18 protein-coding genes and 1 riboswitch are annotated in these 22,373 nt (G+C 46.0%); of the genes, 10 read left to right on the forward strand and 8 right to left on the reverse strand.

The window, feature by feature from the left end:
• Positions 1 to 4: 4 nt before the first annotated feature.
• Positions 5 to 643: a peptide-methionine (S)-S-oxide reductase MsrA gene (gene msrA, locus N646_RS12405; protein ID WP_017820282.1), complete on the reverse strand. Its 639-nt coding sequence runs from the start codon at positions 641 to 643 to the stop codon at positions 5 to 7.
• 167 nt (positions 644 to 810) lie between these two features.
• Between msrA and tamA the strand changes: the two genes are divergently transcribed.
• Genes tamA through N646_RS12425 form a run of 4 tightly spaced genes read left to right on the forward strand, consistent with a single transcriptional unit; the run spans position 811 to position 7,088 of the window.
• Complete coding sequence (gene tamA / locus N646_RS12410) at positions 811 to 2,523, forward strand: autotransporter assembly complex protein TamA (protein WP_005383121.1); 1,713 nt, start codon at positions 811 to 813, stop codon at positions 2,521 to 2,523.
• Entirely contained in the window at positions 2,520 to 6,284 is a 3,765-nt protein-coding gene (gene tamB, locus N646_RS12415; RefSeq protein WP_017820281.1) for an autotransporter assembly complex protein TamB, read from the forward strand. The genes tamA and tamB overlap by 4 nt, the downstream gene beginning before the upstream one ends.
• Before the next feature lie 44 nt (positions 6,285 to 6,328).
• Positions 6,329 to 6,676 carry a gamma-glutamylcyclotransferase family protein gene (locus tag N646_RS12420; RefSeq protein ID WP_005379626.1) on the forward strand — a complete coding sequence of 116 codons (348 nt, stop codon included), beginning with the start codon at positions 6,329 to 6,331 and terminating at the stop codon, positions 6,674 to 6,676.
• A 49-nt stretch (positions 6,677 to 6,725) separates the two neighbouring features.
• The gene (locus tag N646_RS12425) at positions 6,726 to 7,088 is read left to right on the forward strand and encodes a DUF2799 domain-containing protein (RefSeq protein WP_005379633.1); all 363 of its coding nucleotides are present in this window, start codon (positions 6,726 to 6,728) and stop codon (positions 7,086 to 7,088) included.
• Between the two features lie 73 nt (positions 7,089 to 7,161).
• Here N646_RS12425 and ppa read toward each other — a convergent pair whose 3' ends face one another.
• Together ppa and fbp are read right to left on the reverse strand one after the other, a co-directional pair.
• Complete coding sequence (ppa, locus tag N646_RS12430) at positions 7,162 to 7,692, reverse strand: inorganic diphosphatase (protein ID WP_005379635.1); 531 nt, start codon at positions 7,690 to 7,692, stop codon at positions 7,162 to 7,164.
• 127 nt (positions 7,693 to 7,819) lie between these two features.
• Positions 7,820 to 8,836: a class 1 fructose-bisphosphatase gene (gene fbp / locus N646_RS12435; RefSeq protein ID WP_005383114.1), complete on the reverse strand. Its 1,017-nt coding sequence runs from the start codon at positions 8,834 to 8,836 to the stop codon at positions 7,820 to 7,822.
• 312 nt (positions 8,837 to 9,148) lie between these two features.
• On the opposite strand from fbp, the gene mpl reads away from it, so the two are divergent.
• From mpl to thiQ, 5 genes are all read left to right on the forward strand, one after another.
• Complete coding sequence (gene mpl, locus N646_RS12440) at positions 9,149 to 10,507, forward strand: UDP-N-acetylmuramate:L-alanyl-gamma-D-glutamyl-meso-diaminopimelate ligase (RefSeq protein ID WP_017820280.1); 1,359 nt, start codon at positions 9,149 to 9,151, stop codon at positions 10,505 to 10,507.
• A gap of 5 nt (positions 10,508 to 10,512) precedes the next feature.
• Positions 10,513 to 11,151: a flavin prenyltransferase UbiX gene (locus tag N646_RS12445; protein WP_017820279.1), complete on the forward strand. Its 639-nt coding sequence runs from the start codon at positions 10,513 to 10,515 to the stop codon at positions 11,149 to 11,151.
• Positions 11,152 to 11,188: 37 nt separating this feature from the next.
• Positions 11,189 to 11,325, forward strand: a riboswitch (TPP riboswitch).
• Positions 11,326 to 11,397: 72 nt separating this feature from the next.
• Positions 11,398 to 12,390 (forward strand): thiamine ABC transporter substrate binding subunit, encoded by a 993-nt coding sequence (thiB, locus tag N646_RS12450; RefSeq protein WP_017820278.1) that lies wholly within the window; start codon positions 11,398 to 11,400, stop codon positions 12,388 to 12,390.
• A 41-nt stretch (positions 12,391 to 12,431) separates the two neighbouring features.
• Entirely contained in the window at positions 12,432 to 14,018 is a 1,587-nt protein-coding gene (gene thiP / locus N646_RS12455; protein ID WP_017820277.1) for a thiamine/thiamine pyrophosphate ABC transporter permease ThiP, read from the forward strand.
• The gene (thiQ, locus tag N646_RS12460) at positions 14,018 to 14,722 is read left to right on the forward strand and encodes a thiamine ABC transporter ATP-binding protein (RefSeq protein ID WP_005379648.1); all 705 of its coding nucleotides are present in this window, start codon (positions 14,018 to 14,020) and stop codon (positions 14,720 to 14,722) included. Before thiP ends, thiQ begins: the two co-directional genes overlap by 1 nt.
• An 18-nt stretch (positions 14,723 to 14,740) precedes the next feature.
• Here thiQ and N646_RS12465 read toward each other — a convergent pair whose 3' ends face one another.
• On the reverse strand, positions 14,741 to 15,688 hold the full coding sequence (locus N646_RS12465; protein ID WP_005379650.1) for a LysR family transcriptional regulator: 948 nt from the start codon (positions 15,686 to 15,688) through the stop codon (positions 14,741 to 14,743).
• A 92-nt stretch (positions 15,689 to 15,780) separates the two neighbouring features.
• Between N646_RS12465 and N646_RS12470 the strand changes: the two genes are divergently transcribed.
• Complete coding sequence (locus N646_RS12470) at positions 15,781 to 16,857, forward strand: alkene reductase (RefSeq protein ID WP_017820276.1); 1,077 nt, start codon at positions 15,781 to 15,783, stop codon at positions 16,855 to 16,857.
• A 63-nt stretch (positions 16,858 to 16,920) separates the two neighbouring features.
• Here the strand turns inward: N646_RS12470 and N646_RS12475 are convergent, their stop codons facing one another.
• From N646_RS12475 to argR, 4 genes are all read right to left on the reverse strand, one after another.
• Positions 16,921 to 17,358, reverse strand: coding sequence for a universal stress protein (locus tag N646_RS12475; RefSeq protein WP_017820275.1), 438 nt, complete (start codon positions 17,356 to 17,358; stop codon positions 16,921 to 16,923).
• A 45-nt stretch (positions 17,359 to 17,403) separates the two neighbouring features.
• Positions 17,404 to 19,983: a TRAP transporter permease gene (locus N646_RS12480; RefSeq protein ID WP_017820274.1), complete on the reverse strand. Its 2,580-nt coding sequence runs from the start codon at positions 19,981 to 19,983 to the stop codon at positions 17,404 to 17,406.
• A 291-nt stretch (positions 19,984 to 20,274) separates the two neighbouring features.
• Positions 20,275 to 21,243: a TAXI family TRAP transporter solute-binding subunit gene (locus tag N646_RS12485; RefSeq protein WP_005379657.1), complete on the reverse strand. Its 969-nt coding sequence runs from the start codon at positions 21,241 to 21,243 to the stop codon at positions 20,275 to 20,277.
• A 405-nt stretch (positions 21,244 to 21,648) separates the two neighbouring features.
• Positions 21,649 to 22,119, reverse strand: coding sequence for a transcriptional regulator ArgR (gene argR, locus N646_RS12490; RefSeq protein ID WP_005379659.1), 471 nt, complete (start codon positions 22,117 to 22,119; stop codon positions 21,649 to 21,651).
• Between the last annotated feature and the right edge of the window lie 254 nt (positions 22,120 to 22,373).

A 22,373-nucleotide genomic window follows, 5' to 3' on the forward strand; every position in this document is an offset into this window, starting at 1 on the left:
AGGTTTATCCTTGGAGGCTTGGTGGGAAGCAAACTCCCGTTCCTCCGATGCCACAGTAACCATCAGGGTTTTTCGCCAAATATTGCTGGTGGTAGGTTTCCGCAAAGTAATACGGACCTGCTGGTTGTATTTCGGTGGTGATGTTCGCGCGTTGCTCTTCTTGCAGTGCTTGCTGATACAAGAGTTTCGATTTCTCTGCGCTCTCGAGTTGCCCCGTCGAATAAGTGTAAATTGCAGAACGATATTGAGTACCTAAGTCGTTACCTTGACGCATTCCCTGAGTTGGGTCGTGTTTTTCCCAAAAAACAGCCAGTAGCTTTTCTAATGAGATGACGCGTTCATCGAAAACGACTCGTACGACTTCTGTATGACCCGTTTTACCTGTACAGACCTCTTCATACGTGGGATTGGGTGTGTACCCCCCAGCGTAACCGACCGAAGTAGATACAACGCCGTCGAGTTGCCAAAATACGCGCTCAGCGCCCCAAAAACAGCCCATTCCGAGCAAAATCTGCTGTTGGTGTGACGCAAGAGGCGCCTTTAGGTTAGATTTATTTACAAAATGATGATCGTCAATCTGCATTGGTTGATCTCTACCTGGCAAGGCATCTTCTATACTGATCAATGTTTGTTTGTTGAGCATGGTATTTGTCCTTCAATACGTGTCTTAAATTTGCGAACTTTTTCATTTCGTCTGTATCTGATGCTGTGATGACATAGACCGCGTTAAACCTATTAATATTACAGACTTAGAATCTAATTGGCGTTATCATTATTTACGTTTACTTAACCTCATTCAGCCATAAAAGCATGATAAAAAAAGCTCTCCCCACCATTGTTGGCCTGTTTGCCTTTTCTCATGGTGCCTATGCCGATGTTTCTTTGACTTTGAAAGGCATTGATGGCGCTTTAGAAGAGAATGTCAGTGCGTATCTATCATCTATTCCAGAGAAGGATTACTCCACTTCTCTGCGTTTTCAAGCGAGATTAGATCAAAGTATCACTGAAGCGCTTAACGCGCTTGGGTATTATCATGCAAAAATTTCATACTCTATTCCTGAAGCGAATGATGAGTTAATTGTGCTCATCAAGCCGGGCTTGCCAGTGAAAGTGAAAGTCATGGATGTGGTCATCACTGGAGAGGCCAAGGACGATGAAGAATTTGCAAAACTTATTGAGCGCTCTCCGCTCAAAGTTGGCCAAGTTTTGAATCAAGGCCAATACGACAGCCTTAAGTCAGGCATTCGTAACTTGGCGCTTCAGCGTGGTTACTTCAATGGTGAGTTTACGCTAAGTCGATTAGAGGTTATCCCTGATCTGAACGAAGCTAATGTCCGTTTGCACTACAGCAGTGGAATACGTTTCAATTTTGGCGACGTTTCTTTTATTGGCAACCACATCTGGGAAGACCGTGTCGCATCACTACAACCTTTTAAAGAAGGGGACCCATACAACGTTTCGAAGCTGGGCGAGTTTAACCAGAAGCTATCAAATACGGAGTGGTTTTCCTCAGTTTTTGTTGAGCCTGAATTGGATAGGCTTGATGATGGCCGAGACTTGCCAATTAAAGTGTCTTTATCTCCTGCTTCTAAGAATCAGATCGAGACGGGTATTGGTTACTCAACGGATGTCGGCGTTCGAGGAACGTTGAAGTGGAAGAAACCTTGGGTGAGCTCCCGAGGACACAGTTTCAACACTGCTTTATCCCTATCTAAGCCAGAGCAAACCGTGACTGCTTCTTACAAAATTCCTTTAGAAGATGTCGCTAACGATTATTATCAAGTTCAATATGGGCTTAAAAACCTAGACAACCGTGACACGCAGAGTATCGAGTCTAACCTTGCAGTGGAGCGTCATTGGTTAGCAGACGGTGGTTGGCATAATACCGTTTATGTTCGTCATTTGTACGAGAGCTTTACGCAAGGTTTACAAGATGATGAATTCAACTTCGTACTTCCAGGTGCGACATTTTCTCGGACTAGGGTTCGAGGGGGCAATATGCCAATGTGGGGAGACAAGCAAAGCATCACTATTGAGTATGGTGATACCGCTATGCTTTCTGAAACTAGAGTGCTCCGCTTAATTGGCTCGACTTCTTGGATTCGTGGTATTGGAGAGAATCATCGTGGTTTGTTCCGCTTAGAAGGTGGTGCGAATATTACCGATGAACTTGAAAAACTATCACCGTCGCTGCGTTTCTTCGCTGGTGGTGACAATAATATTCGTGGTTACGGCTATGAATCTATTTCACCTGTGGATGAGAGTGGCGCCCTGACGGGGGGTAAATACATTGTTAGCAGTACATTAGAATACCAATATCGTGTTTATGGAAACTGGTGGGCTGCAACGTTTTACGATATTGGTGATGCGTTTAATGAAACACCAGATTGGAAATCAGGTGCTGGTGTTGGTATCCGCTGGGCGTCTCCGGTGGGCCCTGTTAGTTTTGATTTTGCATGGGGGTTGGATGCAAAACCAGAACGAGAGTTTCGTATCCACTTCTCATTGGGGCCTGAGCTATGATCAAAATGATGTTTAAGTGGACCAAATGGCTGTCGCTCAGTTTGATTGGTCTATTGCTGTTGCTCATCATTATTGTCGCGACAGTTTTATTTACCCACCCAGGCCTCAAATTTGCCTTGTGGGGAGCCGAAAAAGCACTACCACAATTGCAGATTGAAAAAGTGCAGGGTTCATTGTTTCCTCGCTTCGAACTGCATAACGTCAGTTTTGTCGATGAGTCTTTGAATATCGACGCCAAAGTCGAGCGTTTAGCTTTGGCAGTGAACTTCCGCTGTTTCTTTGACCCTAAGGTCTGTGTCGATGAGTTAAGACTGCAGGGGCTTGACTTTAAGATGCCAGAGCTACCGCCAGCAAGCGAGGAGCAAGAGGAAACGCCACCACTGCGTTCTATCAGTACGCCAGTGCCAATTTTTGTTAATAAAGTCAGCTTTAATGACATCAATGTCAATGTGCTGGGCAATCAAATTGATTGGCAAACATTCTCGACCGCTTTGTCGATGCAGGGTGATCGTTTGGTGATCGCACCTACCGCGTTGAAAGACATTAATGTGGCTTTAGCACCAAGTGAGGCTAAACCTGAAGCGGCTGCCGAGGAGCCGAAAGAAACTGACGTTACGCCGCAAGATATTGTGTTACCCGAAGTATGGATTCCACTGACGGTTGAAGCGCGTCGTCTTGATATTCACAATTTCAAACTGGCGGGTGAAACGCCAGTGATCGTCAATCATCTTGGTTTGGTTGCAAGAGCAGGCGGTGAACGTGTTGATGTCAAAACGTTAGAGCTCGACATGCCAGAAGTGGAAGGCAAGTTGAGCACACAAGTGACGCTTTCTTCTGATTACCCTATCAAAGCGCAATTGGACGCGTTAGTGAAGCAAGCGGATGCGAAGGGACAAAAACTGTCGCTTTCGGTCTCGGGTTCGGTTGGTGATTTGTCACTAAATGCTACGCTTTCTGAGCTTGTACAAGCGGAGATCAAAGGTGATATTCAACCGCTTAAAACACAGTTGCCGTTTGATGTCGCGATTAAAAATGTACAGGCGCAATGGCCGCTATTTGGACAAAGCGATTACCAGGTTTCTGTACCAAGCTTGGCGGCAAAAGGCTCACTTGATGGCTACGAAGTCGCATTAGAAACCAAAGCTTCGGGCAAAGATATTCCCGCCGTTGATGTCGCACTAAACGGCAAAGGTACGCTAGAGCAAATTGACCTCGAAAGCCTTGTAGTGAAAACCTTAGGGGGCGAACTCTCTGGGAAAGTCATGGCCAATTGGGCCGCGCCAATCAACTGGCAAGCTGACTTGAACCTGAAAAACATTCAACCAGGTTTACAATGGAAAGAAGCTGAAGGGGATATCAGCGGTAACCTTTCGACTTCGGGGTCGTTAACAGAGCAAGGCGGTTGGCAAGTCAGTTTGCCTAAGTTAGACATTGACGGCATTTTGCGAGGGTATCCGCTGAATGTTGAAGGGCAACTTGAAGCGTCTGATAAAAACGGCAAAGGCGACGACATCCAACTTACCACTCAGGGTTTAGCGCTTTCTCATGGTCCAAACCAACTCAGTGCAAAGGGTAAGATCGATAAGCAAATTCTGATGGATGTTGAGGTTAACTTCCCTGATTTTGCGAAAAGTGTTCCGGATCTTGCAGGTAAAATGCAAGGTAAAGTCGCACTACGTGGTAGCTTGAAAGAACCAGACATCAATCTTGATCTCGCTTTAAATCAGATAAACTGGCAGCAACAGGCGAACGTAGAAACGATCACCTTAAAGGGTGATGTGAAGCCTCTGCCAGCACCAAAAGCGAACATAAGCCTAATTGCGAACAACATTACCTATGACGACATAAAAGTTGATAGTGCTGACCTTGAAGTCTCTGGGGATGAAAAACTGCATCAACTGACGCTCGATGTAGTGTCTGACCTGGTGTCGACCAGTTTAGAAATTGAAGGGACATTCCAGCAGAAACCAGAAATGATTTGGAATGGGGCGCTGCGCCGCTTGACGCTGAGCTCGCAACAAGGCCCGTGGGCGTTGCAAAAATCGACCGCGGTGAAGGTCAATATCGACAAACAGATCGCGAACGTTCAAGCGCATTGTTGGTTGCAAGCGGAGTCGAGCGTATGTCTAACCGAAGACATTAGTGTCGGTAAGAGTGGCCAGGCGAAGTTAGCCATCAATGATTTTGATTTTGACCAAATCAAACAATTCCTGCCGCCAGAAACCAAGCTGCAAGGCTCGGTTAATGCACAGGCTTTTGCTAAATGGGCACCAGAGAAAAAGCCTGAAGTAACCTTAAGTGTCAATATGCCAAAAGGCCAAGTTGAACAAGCGCTTGAACAGCCAATTAAAGTCGGTTGGGAAAGCTTCAACTTTAAAGCAGCATTAGCGAAAGACAAGCTTGATGCCGAGTGGCTATTTGATGTGAAAGATAACGGTGACTTGTCTGGTAAGGTTTCTTTACTGAATGTCTCGTCTGAAAAGCCCACTATTGATGGTAAGGTTTCACTCTCTACGTTCCACTTGGACTTCTTGGCACCGTTGATTGGTGAGTACAGCTTGTTTAAAGCAAACATGAATACTGACCTAGCGATATCAGGTGACGTTATGCATCCGAAGGTGAACGGTCAGTTCTTGATTGACCAAATGAAGCTACAGGGTGAAGTCACACCGATAGATATAAACTCAGGGCAGGTCGTCATCAACTTTAAAGGTCATCAAGCGGACTTGAATGCCGGAATTTTAACCCCGGATGGTGAGTTGAACGTTACCGGTGATGCCGACTGGCAGGACTTACAGAACTGGCGCACTAAAGCGCGTGTATTTGCTAAAGAGCTCAATGTTGATTTGCCTCCAATGGTAAAAATCAAGGTTGAGCCTGACATGACAATAGATGTGACCCCTCAGCTTGCGAAAATTGAGGGTGATATTAATTTGCCATGGGGAAGAATTGTCGTCGAAGAGCTTCCACCAAGTGCGGTAGGTGTATCGAGTGATACCGTTATTCTCGATAAAAACTTGCAACCAGTGGACGATGTGGCTGCGATGCCGTTTGATGTGGAAACGAACATCAACATTAAAATTGGTGATGACTTCCAACTTGCCGCTTTTGGCTTAAAAGGTGGGTTGAAAGGGAACCTAAACGTGACACAAAAAGACAAAGGTCCTTTCATCGTTGGTGAAGTGAATGTTGTTGACGGTTCTTATCGTTCGTTTGGTCAGGACTTATTGATTAAAGAAGGTAAGATCCTGATGAATGGTCCACCAGATCAACCTTACTTGTCTATCAAAGCGATTCGTAATCCAGACAATACCCAAGATGATGTCATTGCGGGGGTACAAGTGTCGGGCCCAGCATCTGATCCGAGTATAGAAATTTTCTCAGAGCCCGCGATGAACCAAGCCAATGCACTTTCTTATCTACTTCGTGGTCAAGATATTGATGGTGAAGCCGGTGGTAATGCAATGACGACTACCTTAATTGGTTTAAGCTTGGCGAAGAGTGGTCGTGTGGTTGGTGAAATCGGTGAAGCCTTTGGCGTACAAGATTTACAGCTGGACACTGCTGGGTCGGGCGATGATTCGCAAGTGACGGTGAGTGGTTATATTCTGCCAGGTTTGCAGGTGAAATATGGTGTCGGCATCTTTAACTCCCTAGGTGAGTTCACTGTGCGTTACCGATTGATGCAAGACTTGTATTTAGAAGCGGTATCTGGTGTAGATAGCGCCGTTGACCTACTCTATCAGTTTGAGTTCGATTAAAGTGCTTTAACCTAAGCATACACAGTCATGACTAAGGAGTGGTTATGCAGCATTTGATTTTTGTCTACGGCACGTTACGCAAGGGAGAGTACAACCATCAGTATTTGCGCTCGGCGCAGTTTCTTGGTTTACATGAAACGGATGCTCAATTTGCAATGTATGACTTAGGCCCTTATCCAGCGTTGTCTGATGGGCAACGCTCGATTCAAGGTGAGGTGTACCTGATTGACAGTGAAACCTTATCTGAGCTAGATAGGTTAGAAGATGTGCCAGTGGAGTATCGCCGAGAGAGCATCGTCACGCCGTTTGGCCAAGCTTGGATCTACTTATATCAAGATACTGAGCAATTAACCGAAGAAATCGCTTCCGGAGATTGGTGTCAAAAGGTGTGAGCTATACTGACATTATCAATAGCAACGAGCTAAACACTAAGGAGTCACGATGAAAACATTCGTAATTGGATCAATGGCGTTGCTTCTTGCTGCATGCGCACAAACAACACTACCGACTTCGAATAATGTGACCGATTGGCAAGTGTTTGGTAAGCAGTCAGCTTTAGATGGATTACGGGAGTTATCTGAGGAGCGAATTGCGAAGCTGGATGATGTTAACCATGCGACGGCAGAACTGATAATGGCTTATCAAGCGGGTTACCAGCAAGGCAAGCAAGAGTATTGCGAGCAAAGTGCTTATATGCTCGGTGTTATCGGGCGGCCGTATTTTGGCATTTGTGATGATGTTGACCCCTTCTTTCAACATGACTACGACGCTGGACGAATGTCTTCAGCAGGCGCACCTATCTAGTTGACACAGGTAAGATGAAAGCAAAAGAGCTGCCCTAGAGCAGCTCTTGTTAATTTTGTATCAGCAGTGATGCTTATTTTTTCTGAGCTCGCTCGTAAGATTCTAGGATTTCAGCTTTGGCGGCAGCAACATCTGCCCAACCATCCACTTTCACCCATTTGCCTGCTTCAAGCTCTTTGTAACGCTCAAAGAATTGCGTGATCTGCGCTTTCAGTAGTTCTGGGATATCGTCCACATCTTGGATGTGCTCGTACTCTTTCGAGATTTTTGAGTGGGGAACCGCAAACACTTTTGCATCTTCACCCGATTCATCTGTCATCTTCAAAACGCCAACAGGACGGCAGCGAATGACTGAACCTGGCATGAGTGGGTATGGTGTTGGTACCAATACGTCGACTGGGTCGCCATCAAGAGACAGGGTATTGTTCACGTAGCCATAGTTGCATGGGTAGAACATTGGTGCAGACATGAAACGGTCGACAAATACAGCACCAGAGTCTTTATCTACTTCGTACTTGATTGGATCTGCATTTGCAGGAATTTCGATCACGACATAGATATCTTCAGGCAGCGACTTGCCTGCTGGTACATGGTTTAAGCTCATTAGAATATTCCTTTTCATTAACGATGAGTCACACAAAAGCGGCTTCATCTGATGATAAATTCGCGTTTCACTTTAGCGACAAAAACGCGGCAGGTAAACACCTGCCGCGTTGGACAAAGGTCTGAAATTATTCTTCGTCGCGGTGCAGTTCAAGGAACTCTTCAACTTTGCGAACCATGTTCTTCGAACCCACAAAGAAAGGTACACGCTGGTGCAACTCAGTAGGCTTGATGTCCATAATGCGATTCACGCCGTCCGATGCAATGCCGCCAGCTTGCTCAATGAGGAATGCCATAGGGTTACATTCGTAAAGCAGGCGTAGCTTGCCTTGTGGGTGGCTTTGTGTGCTTGGGTAAAGGTAGATACCACCTTTCAGTAGGTTGCGGTGGAAATCAGCAACCAGCGAGCCAATGTAGCGAGAAGTGTATGGGCGACCGTCTTCTGGCACGTTTTCTTGGCAGTACTTGATGTACTTCTTCACCCCTTGAGGGAAACGAATGTAATTACCTTCGTTGATGGAGTAGATCTTACCATCATCAGGAATCATCATGTTTTCATGAGAAAGACAGAAGCTGCCGATAGATGGGTCGTAAGTAAAGCCGTTTACGCCGTTACCAGTTGTGTATACCAACATGGTGGAGGAGCCGTAAATTACGTAGCCCGCAGCCACTTGTTTGTGACCAGGTTGTAGGAAGTCTTCTTCAGTTGGTGGAGTACCGATTGGAGAAACACGACGGTAAATCGAGAAGATAGTACCAACAGAGACGTTCACATCGATGTTAGAAGAACCATCAAGTGGGTCCATCAGTACTACATATTTGGCGTTTTGGTTGAGTTCTTTATTGAACGCAACTGCTTCGTCTTCTTCTTCACTGGCAACGCCACACACTTGATCACGAGCTTCAAGCGCGGCTTTGAACTTATCGTTCGCGTAAACATCGAGCTTTTGCTGATCTTCACCTTGGACATTTTCCGTGCCTACAGCACCAGTGATATCACCGAGACCCGCTGCGTTGATTTCGCGGTTAACGATTTTTGCAGCTAAACGAATGGAGGCTAAAAGGGATGATAGATCACCGCTAGCGTGGGGGAAATCCGCTTGTTTTTCGACAATGAACTCGCCTAGGGTGCGCAGTCCTGACATGGTTAATCCTTACATTTTCATTTCATTGGGGGTAGTGCGCAAGTGAGCATCTCTTTATGGATGTTAAACGATTGCGCTGGATGTAAGTTTAAGTCGCAGATCTTTTTAATGGTAATGAAGTAACTGTTTGAGATCTCAATTTATTTGTAGACTTGTTTGAGGGATTCATCAGTAAGCAAGAGGTTGTACAGTCTGTGTTCAACCTTGTCATATTTGTGAAAGGGACTGCAAGAAGAAGGCTAAAGTCACTCGCTTTTCAGGCGGTAATCGCGATAATGAAAGCATTAACAAACGCATTACAAGGTTTAGTTTATGCACATTCATATCTTGGGTATCTGTGGCACATTTATGGGCGGCGCAGCGATTCTAGCGCGCCAATTAGGACATAAAGTCACTGGTTCTGATGCCAACGTTTATCCGCCAATGAGCACACTGCTTGAGTCTCAAGGTATTGAAATTATTGAAGGCTTTGACCCGTCTCAACTCGACCCTCAACCAGATCTTGTGGTGATTGGTAATGCGATGAGCCGTGGCAACCCTTGTGTCGAGCATGTGCTCAACACTAACATGCGTTACACCTCTGGCCCGCAGTGGCTCAACGAGTTTTTGCTGCATGATCGTTGGGTATTGGCGGTATCGGGTACACATGGGAAAACGACCACGTCGAGCATGCTTGCCTGGATACTTGAAGATTGTGGTTATCAACCGGGTTTCTTAGTCGGTGGGGTACTCGGTAACTTCGGAGTGTCTGCTCGTTTGGGTGAAAGCATGTTTTTTGTCGTTGAAGCCGACGAATATGACAGTGCTTTTTTCGATAAGCGTTCTAAGTTTGTGCATTACCATCCTCGCACTTTAATCATGAATAACCTTGAGTTCGATCATGCTGATATCTTCGATGATCTAGAAGCGATCAAGCGCCAATTCCATCATTTAGTGCGAACTGTACCGGGCAATGGATTGATCTTAGCGCCGAGGAAAGATCAAGCGTTAGCGGATGTATTAGAGCGTGGCTGCTGGACTGAAAAACAGTTCTCTGGTGAGAATGGTGACTGGCAAGCGCACAAATTAGTGCTTGATGGCTCAAAATTTGACGTTGCGTTGCAAGGCGAGAAGGTTGGTACCGTCGAATGGAATTTGGTGGGTGACCACAATGTGGATAATGCGCTGATGGCAATCGCTGCTGCACGACATGTTGGAGTCACTCCGGATCTTGCTTGCCAGGCATTAGGGCGTTTCATCAATACCAAGCGCCGTTTAGAGCTGAAAGGTGAAGAACAAGGTGTGACGGTTTACGATGATTTTGCGCATCACCCAACGGCAATTGAACTTACTGTCGGTGGTTTGCGTAACAAGGTAGGTGAAAAACGCATCCTTGCTGTGTTAGAGCCGCGGTCTGCCACCATGAAGCGTGGTGTACACAAAAACACACTTGCAGAGTCACTACACAGTGCAGATGAAGTCTTCTTGTTCCAGCCAGATAATATCGAGTGGTCTGTGCAAGACATTGCCGACCAATGCAAACAGCCAGCGTTTGTCGATGCGGATATAGATAACTTTGTAGCCAAGATCGTCGAACGTGCGCGACCAGGTGACCAAATTCTAGTCATGAGCAACGGTGGCTTTGGTGGTATTCACGGAAAACTTCTTGAGCAGTTAAAACAAAAAGCCTGATTGATATGCAAAACAAAACACAACCCTCTCACAAAAAAGCCATCACGTTGGCATTAACGGGGGCTTCTGGTGCTCCCTACGGCCTTCGTCTTTTAGAATGCTTGGTTGCGGCGGATTATCATGTCTACGTTCTGATTTCTTCGGCGGCTCGTGTCGTGATGGCAACCGAACACAACCTTAAGCTGCCAAGTGGGCCAGAAGCCGCAAAGCAAGCGTTGGTAGAGCACCTGAACTGCAATCCAAATAACATCACCGTTTGCGGTAAAGACGATTGGTTCTCGCCGGTTGCGTCTGGTTCTGCTGCACCTAAGCAAATGGTGGTTTGCCCATGCTCAGCAGGAAGCGTTGCGGCCATAGCACACGGTATGTCGGACAACTTGATCGAACGGGCCGCTGATGTAGTAATGAAAGAGCGCGGGCAGCTGTTGCTCGTGGTTCGCGAAACACCATTTTCAACGCTACATCTGGAGAACATGCACAAACTGTCGCAAATGGGCGTCACCATCATGCCAGCAGCTCCGGGCTTCTACCATCAGCCAAAGAGCATTGAAGACTTAGTGGATTTTATGGTGGCAAGAATTCTTGACCACTTAGGTATTGAGCAAGGTTTGGTGCCTCGTTGGGGTTATGACCAGCGCTCGTGAGCTGATTGTGTAACCACTCAAATACCTTTACAATCCATCCAACTCATCGGGGAGCAAACCCATTTAGCATTGAGTCAATCAATGCATTGGGGCGCTGAGACCTAAGTGTTTAACTAGGGACCCGTATTACCTGAACCAGATAATGCTGGCGTAGGAATTGAGTCTGGATATTGGAAATCCTTAATAGCCGCCTCAAACCCTGTGCCGCTCAACTTATTTCTCTGAAATACTCATGGAGAGCGAGCAGTGAAACCCACTCTAAATCTGATTGCCTTAGCTGCAATCGCCTCTACTTCAGCGTTTGCCGCTGAAAACACATTAACCATCTATACCTACGACTCTTTTGCCGCAGATTGGGGGCCGGGTCCTAAAATCGAGCAAGCTTTTGAAGCAAAATGTGGCTGTGACGTTAACTTCGTGGCATTAGACGATGGTGTGTCGATCCTGAATCGTCTTCGTCTTGAAGGCGGTAATAGCAAAGCCGACATCGTGTTAGGTTTGGATAACAATCTGATGGCAGAAGCGAAGAAAACCGGTCTGCTTGCCGAGCACAATGTGGATACGGCTAACACAGTGTTACCAAACGGTTGGAGTGACACGACGTTTGTACCGTACGATTACGGCTACTTCGCGTTTGTGTACAACAAAGAGAAACTGGCTAATCCGCCGAAAAGCATGAAAGAGCTGGTGGAAACGCGCGACGATCTGAAAGTGATTTACCAAGATCCGCGGACTTCAACGCCGGGCCAAGGCTTAATGCTATGGATGAAATCTATTTATGGCGACGATGTGACGCAAGCGTGGCAGAAGCTAGCGAGCAAAACCGTAACGGTCACGAAAGGTTGGTCTGAGGCGTATTCTATGTTCCTCAATGGTGAGTCCGATTTAGTGCTTTCTTACACCACTTCACCTGCGTACCACTTAATTGCGGAAAACGATTCGAAGTTTGCTACGGCGAATTTTGCTGAAGGCCACTACATGCAAGTTGAAGTAGCCGCCAAAGTGAAAGGGGCAAAAAATTCAGAACTTGCTGATCAATTTATGAGTTTCATTTTAAGTGATGAGTTCCAATCGGCGATGCCAACGGGTAACTGGATGTACCCAGTCACTGACGTTGAGTTACCTAAAGGTTTTGAAACTTTGAGTGTTCCAAGCAAGTCGTTGAGCTTTAGTGCTGATGAAGTGGCAAAAATGCGTAAGTCTTGGATTCGCGAATGGCAAAGCGCATTGACGTTTTAGCTGACGTTTCCATCCTCATCTGAATGAGATAGGTTTTACCTTTGAATTCTGTTCCAAAAATAGGTTTAGGGGTCGCGATGATCATCGCGACCTTTGTTATTTCTGCCCTAGGTGCTTTGATTGTTCAAGCCCCTTCACTTGATGTGTCTGTGGTATGGGGCGACCCGTACTATCAACATGTCACCAAGTTCAGTTTCTACCAAGCGTTTCTTTCCACATTGCTCAGTGTTGGCTTTGCCATTCCAGTAGCGCACGCACTTTCGCGTCGCCAATTTATTGGTAAATCATTACTGCTTAAGCTGTTTGCATCGACACTGGTTTTGCCGGTTTTGGTTGGTGTTTTTGGGCTGTTAGCGATTTATGGCAACAGTGGTTTGTTGGCGCAGTGGTTGCAAAGTTTCGACACTAAACTGCCATTCTCTATTTACGGTTTGAACGGCATTTTACTCGCCCATGTGTTCTTTAATTTACCTTACGCGGCACGATTGCTTCTGCAAGCCTTGGAGTCTATTCCTGCCGAGCAGCATAAGCTTTGCGCGCATCTTGGGATGAGCCATTGGGATAAGTTTCGTTGGGTAGAATGGCCGCGTTTAAGGCAGCAGCTTCCCCACGTTTGTGGGTTGGTGTTTATGTTGTGCTTTACCAGTTTTGCCACTGTAATGGCGTTGGGGGGCGGGCCAAAATCCACCACCATTGAATTGGCCATTTACCAAGCGATTAAGTTTGATTTTGATTTACAAGCTGGGGCGTTATTGGCGCTGTGGCAGATGCTGTTATGTGGACTGCTTGCTATTGGAGTGCAGAAGTTAACAAGGCCTGTTTCTATCAGTGCTGGAAGCACATCGGTACAGCAATATTTAACGAAGGATCATGGGTGGTCAAAAGCTTGGGATAGCTTTTGGATCATAGGTGCCTTTTTACTGGTAATACCGCCGTTATTGATGGTGTTACTGAGTGGCATCAACCAACAAGTTTGGACAGTATTAACCGATGAGCGTTTTTGGTCTGCGCTATTGAACTCCCTCAAAGTCGCCTGTGTCGCTAGCGCGCTTGCGGTCGCTGCAGGGGTGTCCATACTATTGACCAGTCGCCGTTGGCGGTTGCAGTACAAAAACACGCGAGCCGATCAGATTGAGTTAATCGGCACCGTTATTTTGGTGACTCCAGGTCTGGTGATTAGCACCGGTTTATTCTTACTACTGCGCGCATTTACCGATGTTTTTAGCTTGGCATTTTTTGTCGTGATTTTGGTGAACGGTTTGATGGCTTTGCCTTACGTGATCAAAACGCTAGCGCAGCCAATGCTGCACATTGAACAACAGTATCAGTATGTATGTGCCAGCTTAGGCATGCGTGGCTGGCAACGGTTTAAAGTGGTGGAGTGGCAGGCGCTACGCAAGCCGTTTGCACATGCGTTTGCGATCAGCTTTATGTTTGCAATAGGGGATTTAAGTGCCATAGCACTGTTTGGTGGACAAGAGTTTCGTACCTTACCTCTGTATTTGTTCCAGTTGCTTGGCAGTTATCAGATGGACGCAGCTGCGGTGGTATCGGTGACCCTATTGTTGTTGAGTGTGGGCTGTTTTGCCTTGATTGAGAAAGTATTGAAAACGAAGGAGAGAGCGTAATGTTAGTGTTGGATGATGTGCAGTACACCTACCAACGTGAACTGTTTCGTTTTGACTTAACGATTGAGCAAGGACAGATTGTGTCGCTGATGGGACCAAGTGGGGCAGGGAAGTCAACCTTGCTGGCGTTGGTGGCAGGATTCATCCATCCTGACCGTGGTGATATTTGTGTTGATGGTGAGTCCATTGTGCGTAAAGAGCCTTATCTGCGTCCGTTCTCTATGTTGTTCCAAGAGCACAATTTGTTTGCTCACTTATCGGTGCGTGACAACATCGGTTTGGGCTTACACCCAGGGCTAAAGCTTACGGTGGACCAAAATCGTCAGATTGAACAAGCCGCGCAGCAAGTTGGTGTTGCAGAGTACCTCGACCGTTTGCCAGAGCATCTTTCTGGTGGCCAGCGTCAACGTGTTGCCTTAGCGCGTTGTTTTGTTCAGCCTCATCCCATGTGGCTATTGGATGAGCCGTTCTCGGCGCTTGATCCGGTGTTGCGTGAAGAGATGCTGAGCTTGGTAAAAAAACTCGCAGCAGAGCGGGGAATAACTGTATTGATGGTCACGCACCATTTAAGCGATGCCAAAGCGATTGCCAGCCACTTTGTGTTTGTGGCAGATGGTAAAGTGGAAGCCGCGGGTGATATGTCTGCATTGAGTGAACAGCATGCTAGTGAGAAGCTTGCGGCATTTATCCGAGCAGCATGCTAGTGCCTGATAGTTGCTAGGTTATGCTTCTCCGCAACACAAACCATGCCGAGGGCCAAATTCAAATTGAGATCTTAAGCTCATGATATGGTCAATCATTGCTTGTACACGCCGTGGGCGGTTTGCTCCAGGACGATACACTAAATAAATAGGCATTGGTACCGTGTGCCATTGCGGTAACACTCTGACTAAGGTGCCACTTTCTAGCTCTTGCGTCATGTTCTGCACAGGTAAGTTAGCGATGCCTAGTCCTTTAAGTGCGCCTTTCAATATTGCTTCTACAGTTGTACTTGAGAAGTTACTGGTTATTGAAACATTGACGGTATTATCGTGTGAGATCAGCGTCCAAGGTCCTATTTCTGAAACATATTGATACCTCAAACAGTTATGTTTTGTCAGGTCTTCTGGCGTTTCAGGTACGCCGAACTCAGCTAAATACTCAGGGCTAGCAGCCAGGACTCGAGTGGTATAGCCTAATTTTTTCGCGATTAATCGATCATCAACTATCTGACCGACTCTAATTGCCATATCAAAGCCGTGTGAAAACAGATCAACAAAATCGTTCGATGCTTCTAACGCAATTTGTACTTTTGGCCATTGTTTTAAAAATGGCAAAAAGATGTGCTCCGCCATATACGCATCCAACGCTGGTGGCGCGGAAATACGCAGCCGGCCTTGGATCTGTTGTTCCATCTCCTGAACGTCATGGCCAATTGAGTGGAATTCCTCAACTAAGCTTGCAGCACGCTCTAAAACCATTTGGCCAGCTTCGGTGATCACTAACTTTCGGGTTGTGCGCTCTAGCAGTTTGGCTTCAAAGTGTTGTTCGAGTTTGGTTATGGCTTTGCTAACAGTAGATTTTGGTAGGTTTAACTCCAGTGCGCACTTGGTTAAGCTCAGTAGTCGACAGCTTGTGACAAAGATAGAAAGCGTTCTAAAGTCAATTGTTTCTAAATTGCGAACAATCACTTTCAATTATCCATATTGTTTCAATATTAATCTGATTATAGTCTGGCACCTCATCCTTAGCCATCAAGTTATTGTCATTTGAGGTAAACAACATGTCCAACTCTGTAGACTTATTTTCTCCTATCGAACTCGGTCAATTAGCATTAGATAACCGTGCCATTATGGCGCCTTTAACGCGAGCTCGTGCTGGTGCGGACCATATTCCTAATGACCTTATGGTTGAATACTACGCTCAACGTGCGAGTGCCGGACTTATCATTGCTGAATGCACCATGGTGATGGAAGGTACGTCTGCTTTCATGGCAGAGCCGGGCATTTACAGCGAAGAGCAAATCGCAGCTTGGAAAAAGGTAACGGATGCGGTTCATGAGAGAGGCGGTAAGATTGTACTGCAAATTTGGCATGCGGGACGAGCTTGTCATCCTGATCTGAATGAAGGAAAAACACCTGTAGCGGCGAGCGCATTGGCCATTCGTGATGAATTAGTCCATACCCCTTCGGGTAAGCAAGCATATACGGTACCACGAGCACTCGAAGTGGATGAGATAGCTTCCATTGTTGCGGCGTTTAAACAAGGTGCAGAAAACGCCAAGAAAGCCGGCTTTGATGGGGTCGAGATACATGGCGCCAATGGTTATCTTATTGATAACTTCCTTCGTGACGGTTCAAATTTACGTACCGATGAATACGGTGGCTCGGTTGAAAATCGTGCTCGATTTTTACTTGAGATAGTGAAAGAAGTCGTTGAGGTGTGGGGACCTGGAAGAGTCGGTCTGCGTACATCTCCGCTAAATGGATTTAATGACATGAAAGACAGTGATCCAGTTGGCTTGGTGAGTTACTTAGCAGAGCAACTTAATTCTTTCGATCTTGCTTATTGGCACGTGATGCGTGCGGATCTGAAAGGCGTACAAAAAGCAGATGTTCTCAAGCCAGCACGCGAAAACTATCAAGGTCACTTAATGGCGAACGTGGGCTACAGTGCACAAGAAGCGGCAACAGCAATTGCAGAAAACAAAGTTGATGTGGTCGCATTTGGCGTTCCCTTTATCGCAAACCCAGATTTAGTTGAGCGATTTAAGAAAAATGCACCTCTTAATGAGGCGAAACCAGAACATTTTTATTTGGGTGGAGCAGAAGGTTATACCGATTACCCAGTGATGGCATAACCCTTACTTGTTTAATATAAAAAGGACGCTAATGTTAGCGTCCTTTTTCGTTTCTGTATTTACTTAGCCTTGCGGTTTTACGACCATCACATTGATTGGAGAATATTCCACAACCTTACTCGCGACAGAGCCAAGCATTACTTTATTGATTTTAGAGCGCTTGTGGCTTGGCATAATGATGAGATCTGCGCCTAAACGTTCTGCATAATCAAGAATGGTCGCGTAGGCCTTGCCTTCAGCAACATGCACTTGGTAAACCACATCTTCAGCAATATGCTCATTAGCGAAAGCTTTTAGTTGCTGCTTCACGTCTTGCTTCATTTTGGCCGCAGCATCTTTCGGAAAGTATGTGGCAACCATCGACATGTGAATACCAGGTAGTACCGTCAGAAGATGGATTTGAGCATTTGCTTGCTTTGCCTGCCAAACCGCTAGTTCAACCGCTCGGTCTGAAAAGCCTTGGTCATTTAGATCAACCGGAACAAGAATTTGTTTGTACATTCAATGTCTCTCATTAAGGCCCCTTTATCCTCGGGGCCAAATCGGTTATGCGCTCAATTGTTCCTTACGAGCACGACGTTTTTGGTTCATGGCAAGCACCAGCAAAATCATTAAGCATGGTACAAACACCCACTCTTTCATCGGACGGTCTGCATCCTGGATAACCCACTTGATTTCCCAATCAAAGTCGATACCTGCGGACTCTGCTGGACTACCAAATTCAACCATATCGACAATCATTTTGTTGTCACTTTCGGTCAGCATCAGACCCATAGATGAAATACGTGCGTCTGCTGTTGTCGCACTGTCTTCGAATGGAAGACGAACCGTTTTCTCAATGTAGTCGCCCTCAAGGTTTTCACCGGCAACACGTAACTCCAATGATTCTCCTACATTTAGTGTTTCCGTGATTTGAGCTACCTCAACGCCAGGAGAAAGAACTTTCGCTGGGTACAGCATGTCCCACCAAAAACCTGGACGGAAAAACGAAAACGTCAGTACTAATAATAGGACTGTTTCCCACCACTTGTTACGCGTGAACCACCACCCTTGAGTTGCCGCAGAGAATATCAGCATTGCAATGATCGATGAGATGACCGTGAGTGCCAAATGCCACCAAGAGTCGATCCCCATTAACAATAACTGGGTATTGAACACAAACATGAACGGCAAAATAGCGGTTCGAATATCGTAAGTAAAACCTTGGATACCGGTACGAATTGGATCTGATTTCGCAATTGCGGCTGCTGCAAAAGCTGCAAGACCTACAGGTGGGGTATCGTCGGCCAAAATACCAAAGTAGAAAACGAACAAGTGCACCGCTATCAACGGAATAATCAAGCCATGCGCCGCGCCGAGCGTAACAATAACCGGCGCCATTAGCGTAGAGACCACGATGTAGTTCGCCGTTGTTGGCAGACCCATCCCCAGAACCAAGCTAATGATGGCGGTAAACAGCAGCATAAGAATGATACTGCCACCAGAGATAAACTCGACGAAGTCGGTCATCACTAGGCCGATACCCGTTAGTGTAACAACACCAACAACGGTGCCCGCTGCCGCGGTTGCAACGCCGATACCAATCATATTACGCGCACCAGAAACTAAGCTCTCGGCAAGATCGACAAAGCCATCTTTGGTTTGCTGAAGCATGTCACCTTGCTTTGACAGCAGTGCAATCAACGGACGTTGAGTCAGCAAAATGAAAATCATGAACACCGTTGCCCAGAATGCCGAAAGGCCAGGTGAGAAACGTTCGACAGTCAAACACCAAACCAATACGACGATAGGGAGTAGGTAGTGCAAGCCTGACTTAACGGTTGGGCCAGGATCAGGTACTTCTGTTAATTCTGCATCAATCTCAATTGCGCCATCTTGCACGTGATTTGCTGAGACTTTCACCAACCCAACGTACGCGATTAATAGTGCGACGGTAACAATTGGTGTCGCGGCATCGCCAAAGACGTCCTTTGTCCAACCCACTCCGTAGTAAACCAATGCGCTGATCACACACAATCCTAAGATTGTGCCAGTAAAGGACAGCAGACTTTGTACTAGTGTTGGGTTGTGGCGACGAGGAAGGCCTGTCATGCCTGCTTTACATGCTTCAAGGTGAACAATGTAAATTAAAGCAATATAAGAGATTAGCGCTGGAAGTAGGGCAGCTTTAATCACCTCAACGTAGGAGATACCGACGTATTCCACCATCAAAAATGCTGCTGCACCCATGATTGGCGGTGTTAACTGACCATTGGTTGAAGCCGCTACCTCTACCGCACCCGCTTTTGTGCCGGGAAAGCCAACACGCTTCATCAGTGGAATGGTAAAGGTGCCAGTTGTTACTACGTTTGCGATTGAAGAACCAGAAACCAGACCAGATAAACCTGATGCAACAACGGCCGCTTTAGCTGGACCACCTTTCATATGGCCAAGCAACGAGAAGGCAACTTTAATGAAGTAAGCACCAGCACCAGCGCGTTCCAGCATTGCTCCAAACAATACAAACAAGAAGACAAAAGAGGTAGAAACACCTAGCGCAACTCCAAATACGCCTTCAGTTGTTAGCCACAAGTGAGACATGGCCTTGTTCAAGCTTGCCCCTTTGTGCGCGATAACGTCAGGCATGTAAGGGCCTGCAAAGGTGTAAGTAAGGAAAACAGCAGCCACGACCATTAATGGTGGACCAAGTGCTCGGCGTGTTGCTTCTAAAAGGAGGAGCATACCGATAACAGCAACAACGATATCAACTGTTGTCGGTGCGCCTGAGCGTCCTGCTAGCTCGGTATAAAAAAGGTATATATAGGCTGCTGAAAAGCTGCCAGCCAACGCGAGTATCCAATCAACAAGAGGGATATGATCGCGAGGAGAATTCTTCATCGCTGGATAAGCAGTGAAAGCCAAAAAGATCGCGAAAGTAAGGTGGATAGATCGCGCTTCCGTGTCGTTCAGTACGCCAAAATTGAAAATAAATGGTAACGGGGATGCGTACCATAATTGAAATAGTGACCAACACAGAGGAACAAACCAAAGGATTCGTCCTTGCATTCCCGAAGGGCTACGTGCACCTGTGTCTGCCTGAGCCACCATTTCTTGCACATCTTGTGACGGAGCTTGATTCGTCGCCATGTACTTTTTCCTTATTATTGATGGTCCTGTCTGATTTTTATCGAGAACCACACTTCGCCTCTATCAGTGTAGTGAATGGAGCGAAGTTTGCTTTCGAGTATTTTGCTGCCTGAACTCAAAGTGTTGATTGTTGGATACTCTGTTAGGCGGCGTTTAAGTTTTCTTGGGTATGAGCTCGCAGTTTTCAGAAGAAAACTGGCGAATGAAGCATACAGTTAGAACGTGCTACAACCTGTATGCTCAAACAGGCAGAAAATATTCTTTCCTGCCTGTATGTAGAGTCTGAGGAAATTACTTAATTAGACCCATTTCTTTGTAGTATTTTTCTGCACCTGGGTGAAGAGGAATAGAAAGACCAGCTTTCACCATGTCTTCTTTCTTCAAGTTTGCGAATGCAGGGTGTAGACGTTTGAAGGTATCAAAGTTTTCAAACACAGCTTTTGCCACGTTGTAAGCGACATCGTCTGAAACATCAGAGGTCGTTACCATTGTTGCTGCAACACCAAAGCTGTTTACGTCTTTGTCTGTACCGCGGTACATACCAGCCGGTACTGAGCTAAAGGCGTAGTATGGGTTGTCGGCAACAATTTTATCGATTTTAGGGCCTGTTGCTGAAACTAGCTTCGCATCACATGATGTGGTTGCTTCTTTGATTGAACCGTTCGGGTGGCCGACCATGTAAATGAAGGCGTCAATTTTGTTATCACAAAGCGCCTGAGAGCGTTCAGAGCCTTTTAGCTCAGACGCCAATTTGAAGCTGTCGTTTGTCCAACCCATCGCTTCCATGACAACGCCCATCGTTGCACGGTCACCAGAGCCTGGGTTACCGATGTTTACGCGCTTACCTTTCAGGTCTTCAACGTTTTCAATACCTGAATCTGCACGCGCAATGATGTTGAAAGGTTCTGTATGAAGAGAGAACATTGCGCGTAGCTTCTTGTACGGGCCTTGTTCTTCAAACTTGCTCGTACCGTTGTAGCCGTGGTACTGCCAATCCGATTGCACGATACCAAAATCTAATTCGCCTGCACGGATAGTGTTAACGTTGTAAATTGAGCCACCAGTCGATTCTACTGAACAACGGATGTTGTGGTCTTTACGACCTTTATTTACCAACTTACAGATAGCACCACCAGTTGGGTAGTAAACACCTGTCACAGAGCCAGTACCGATGGTAATAAACTCTTGAGCGTTAACTGCGCCTGCGCCCATTACGGCTGCAGCGATAGCGCCTACTTTGAGAAGTTTGTTAAATGCCATGAATTTCCCTTCCTTATATTCATTATTTACCCGGAAATAACCATAAATCACTTCTGGAGTTTCCTATTTGGAAACGGCACCTTTTTCAATCCAATCGTTTGAAAAAGCGAGCGAATCATAACAAAAAATTGGCAGAAAATTATCCAATTGTTAAATGTTATAGTTGATAAGTCTGAATTTTGTATCAGGGGATAGGATTCAATTTGTGATTTAATTCTTTTTATAACAATTACTTAATTAACATTTAGTGACTGAAATGAAAAAGATCAATTGCGTGATGTTAATCACAAAATGGATGGTTAAAGAATGAGCGGAGTAAGCAAAAAATTTACATAAATTATGGGCTACAAAATGAGACTTCTTTTATAACCCACAATGAGTTAGCTGATTGAAGCTTTATAGAACTTAACCAGTATATTCGAACAGCTCGCACACTGATTTGAAGAGTTGCTCAGTCGTAATTGCCATGGTTGGCGTAATGAAAATGGTATCGTCACCTGCGACAACACCAAGAATACCTTCGGATTTACCGAGTGAATCAAGCAAGCGAGCAATCAACTGTGCTGCACCTGGGCCGGTGTGAATTACTACTAACGCTGCGTTACGATCGATGTCTAGTACCAGTTCACGCAGAGAGCTGCTGACTGTTGGGACACCTAGCTCAGCAGGAAGACAGTAAACCATTTCCATTTTTGCATTGCGCGTACGGACGGCGCCAAATTTAGTCAGCATACGTGAGACTTTAGATTGGTTGATACTCTCAAACCCTTGCTGTTTGAGTGCGTCAACAATCTCGCCCTGTGAGCCAAAGCTTTCTTCTTTTAACAGGGCTTTAAAGGCGCGAACTAAGTTGTCTTGTTTTTCTGAATTGCGCATAGTCATTACAAATCTCTTATTACGGGTCAGCAATTTTGCATATTCTCGCATATATATTCAGGCGGTGCCAAAGAGTCCCAGGATTATGTTAGATGCGTCACTGTAAACTATATACCACATAGAATTCTTTAGCGCGCTGAAGTAGGGCTGTATCTGTTTTCTTGAATTCCTTGTCATTTCAACAGAATAAAAGAATAATCCAAGCCCCATTTGTAGCACGGTAACAGCGAGTTGCGCGAGGTCGCAAAGCTAGC

It is taken from the genome of Vibrio alginolyticus NBRC 15630 = ATCC 17749, from assembly GCF_000354175.2.
Lineage (GTDB): Bacteria > Pseudomonadota > Gammaproteobacteria > Enterobacterales > Vibrionaceae > Vibrio > Vibrio alginolyticus.

Coding starts and splice junctions, on each gene's coding strand:
- msrA (WP_017820282.1), bottom strand. CDS start 643: ATGCTCAACAAACAAACATTGATCAGTATAGAAGATGCCTTGCCAGGT.
- tamA (WP_005383121.1), top strand. CDS start 811: ATGATAAAAAAAGCTCTCCCCACCATTGTTGGCCTGTTTGCCTTTTCT.
- tamB (WP_017820281.1), top strand. CDS start 2,520: ATGATCAAAATGATGTTTAAGTGGACCAAATGGCTGTCGCTCAGTTTG.
- N646_RS12420 (WP_005379626.1), top strand. CDS start 6,329: ATGCAGCATTTGATTTTTGTCTACGGCACGTTACGCAAGGGAGAGTAC.
- N646_RS12425 (WP_005379633.1), top strand. CDS start 6,726: ATGAAAACATTCGTAATTGGATCAATGGCGTTGCTTCTTGCTGCATGC.
- ppa (WP_005379635.1), bottom strand. CDS start 7,692: ATGAGCTTAAACCATGTACCAGCAGGCAAGTCGCTGCCTGAAGATATC.
- fbp (WP_005383114.1), bottom strand. CDS start 8,836: ATGTCAGGACTGCGCACCCTAGGCGAGTTCATTGTCGAAAAACAAGCG.
- mpl (WP_017820280.1), top strand. CDS start 9,149: ATGCACATTCATATCTTGGGTATCTGTGGCACATTTATGGGCGGCGCA.
- N646_RS12445 (WP_017820279.1), top strand. CDS start 10,513: ATGCAAAACAAAACACAACCCTCTCACAAAAAAGCCATCACGTTGGCA.
- thiQ (WP_005379648.1), top strand. CDS start 14,018: ATGTTAGTGTTGGATGATGTGCAGTACACCTACCAACGTGAACTGTTT.
- N646_RS12470 (WP_017820276.1), top strand. CDS start 15,781: ATGTCCAACTCTGTAGACTTATTTTCTCCTATCGAACTCGGTCAATTA.
- N646_RS12475 (WP_017820275.1), bottom strand. CDS start 17,358: ATGTACAAACAAATTCTTGTTCCGGTTGATCTAAATGACCAAGGCTTT.
- N646_RS12480 (WP_017820274.1), bottom strand. CDS start 19,983: ATGGCGACGAATCAAGCTCCGTCACAAGATGTGCAAGAAATGGTGGCT.
- N646_RS12485 (WP_005379657.1), bottom strand. CDS start 21,243: ATGGCATTTAACAAACTTCTCAAAGTAGGCGCTATCGCTGCAGCCGTA.
- argR (WP_005379659.1), bottom strand. CDS start 22,119: ATGCGCAATTCAGAAAAACAAGACAACTTAGTTCGCGCCTTTAAAGCC.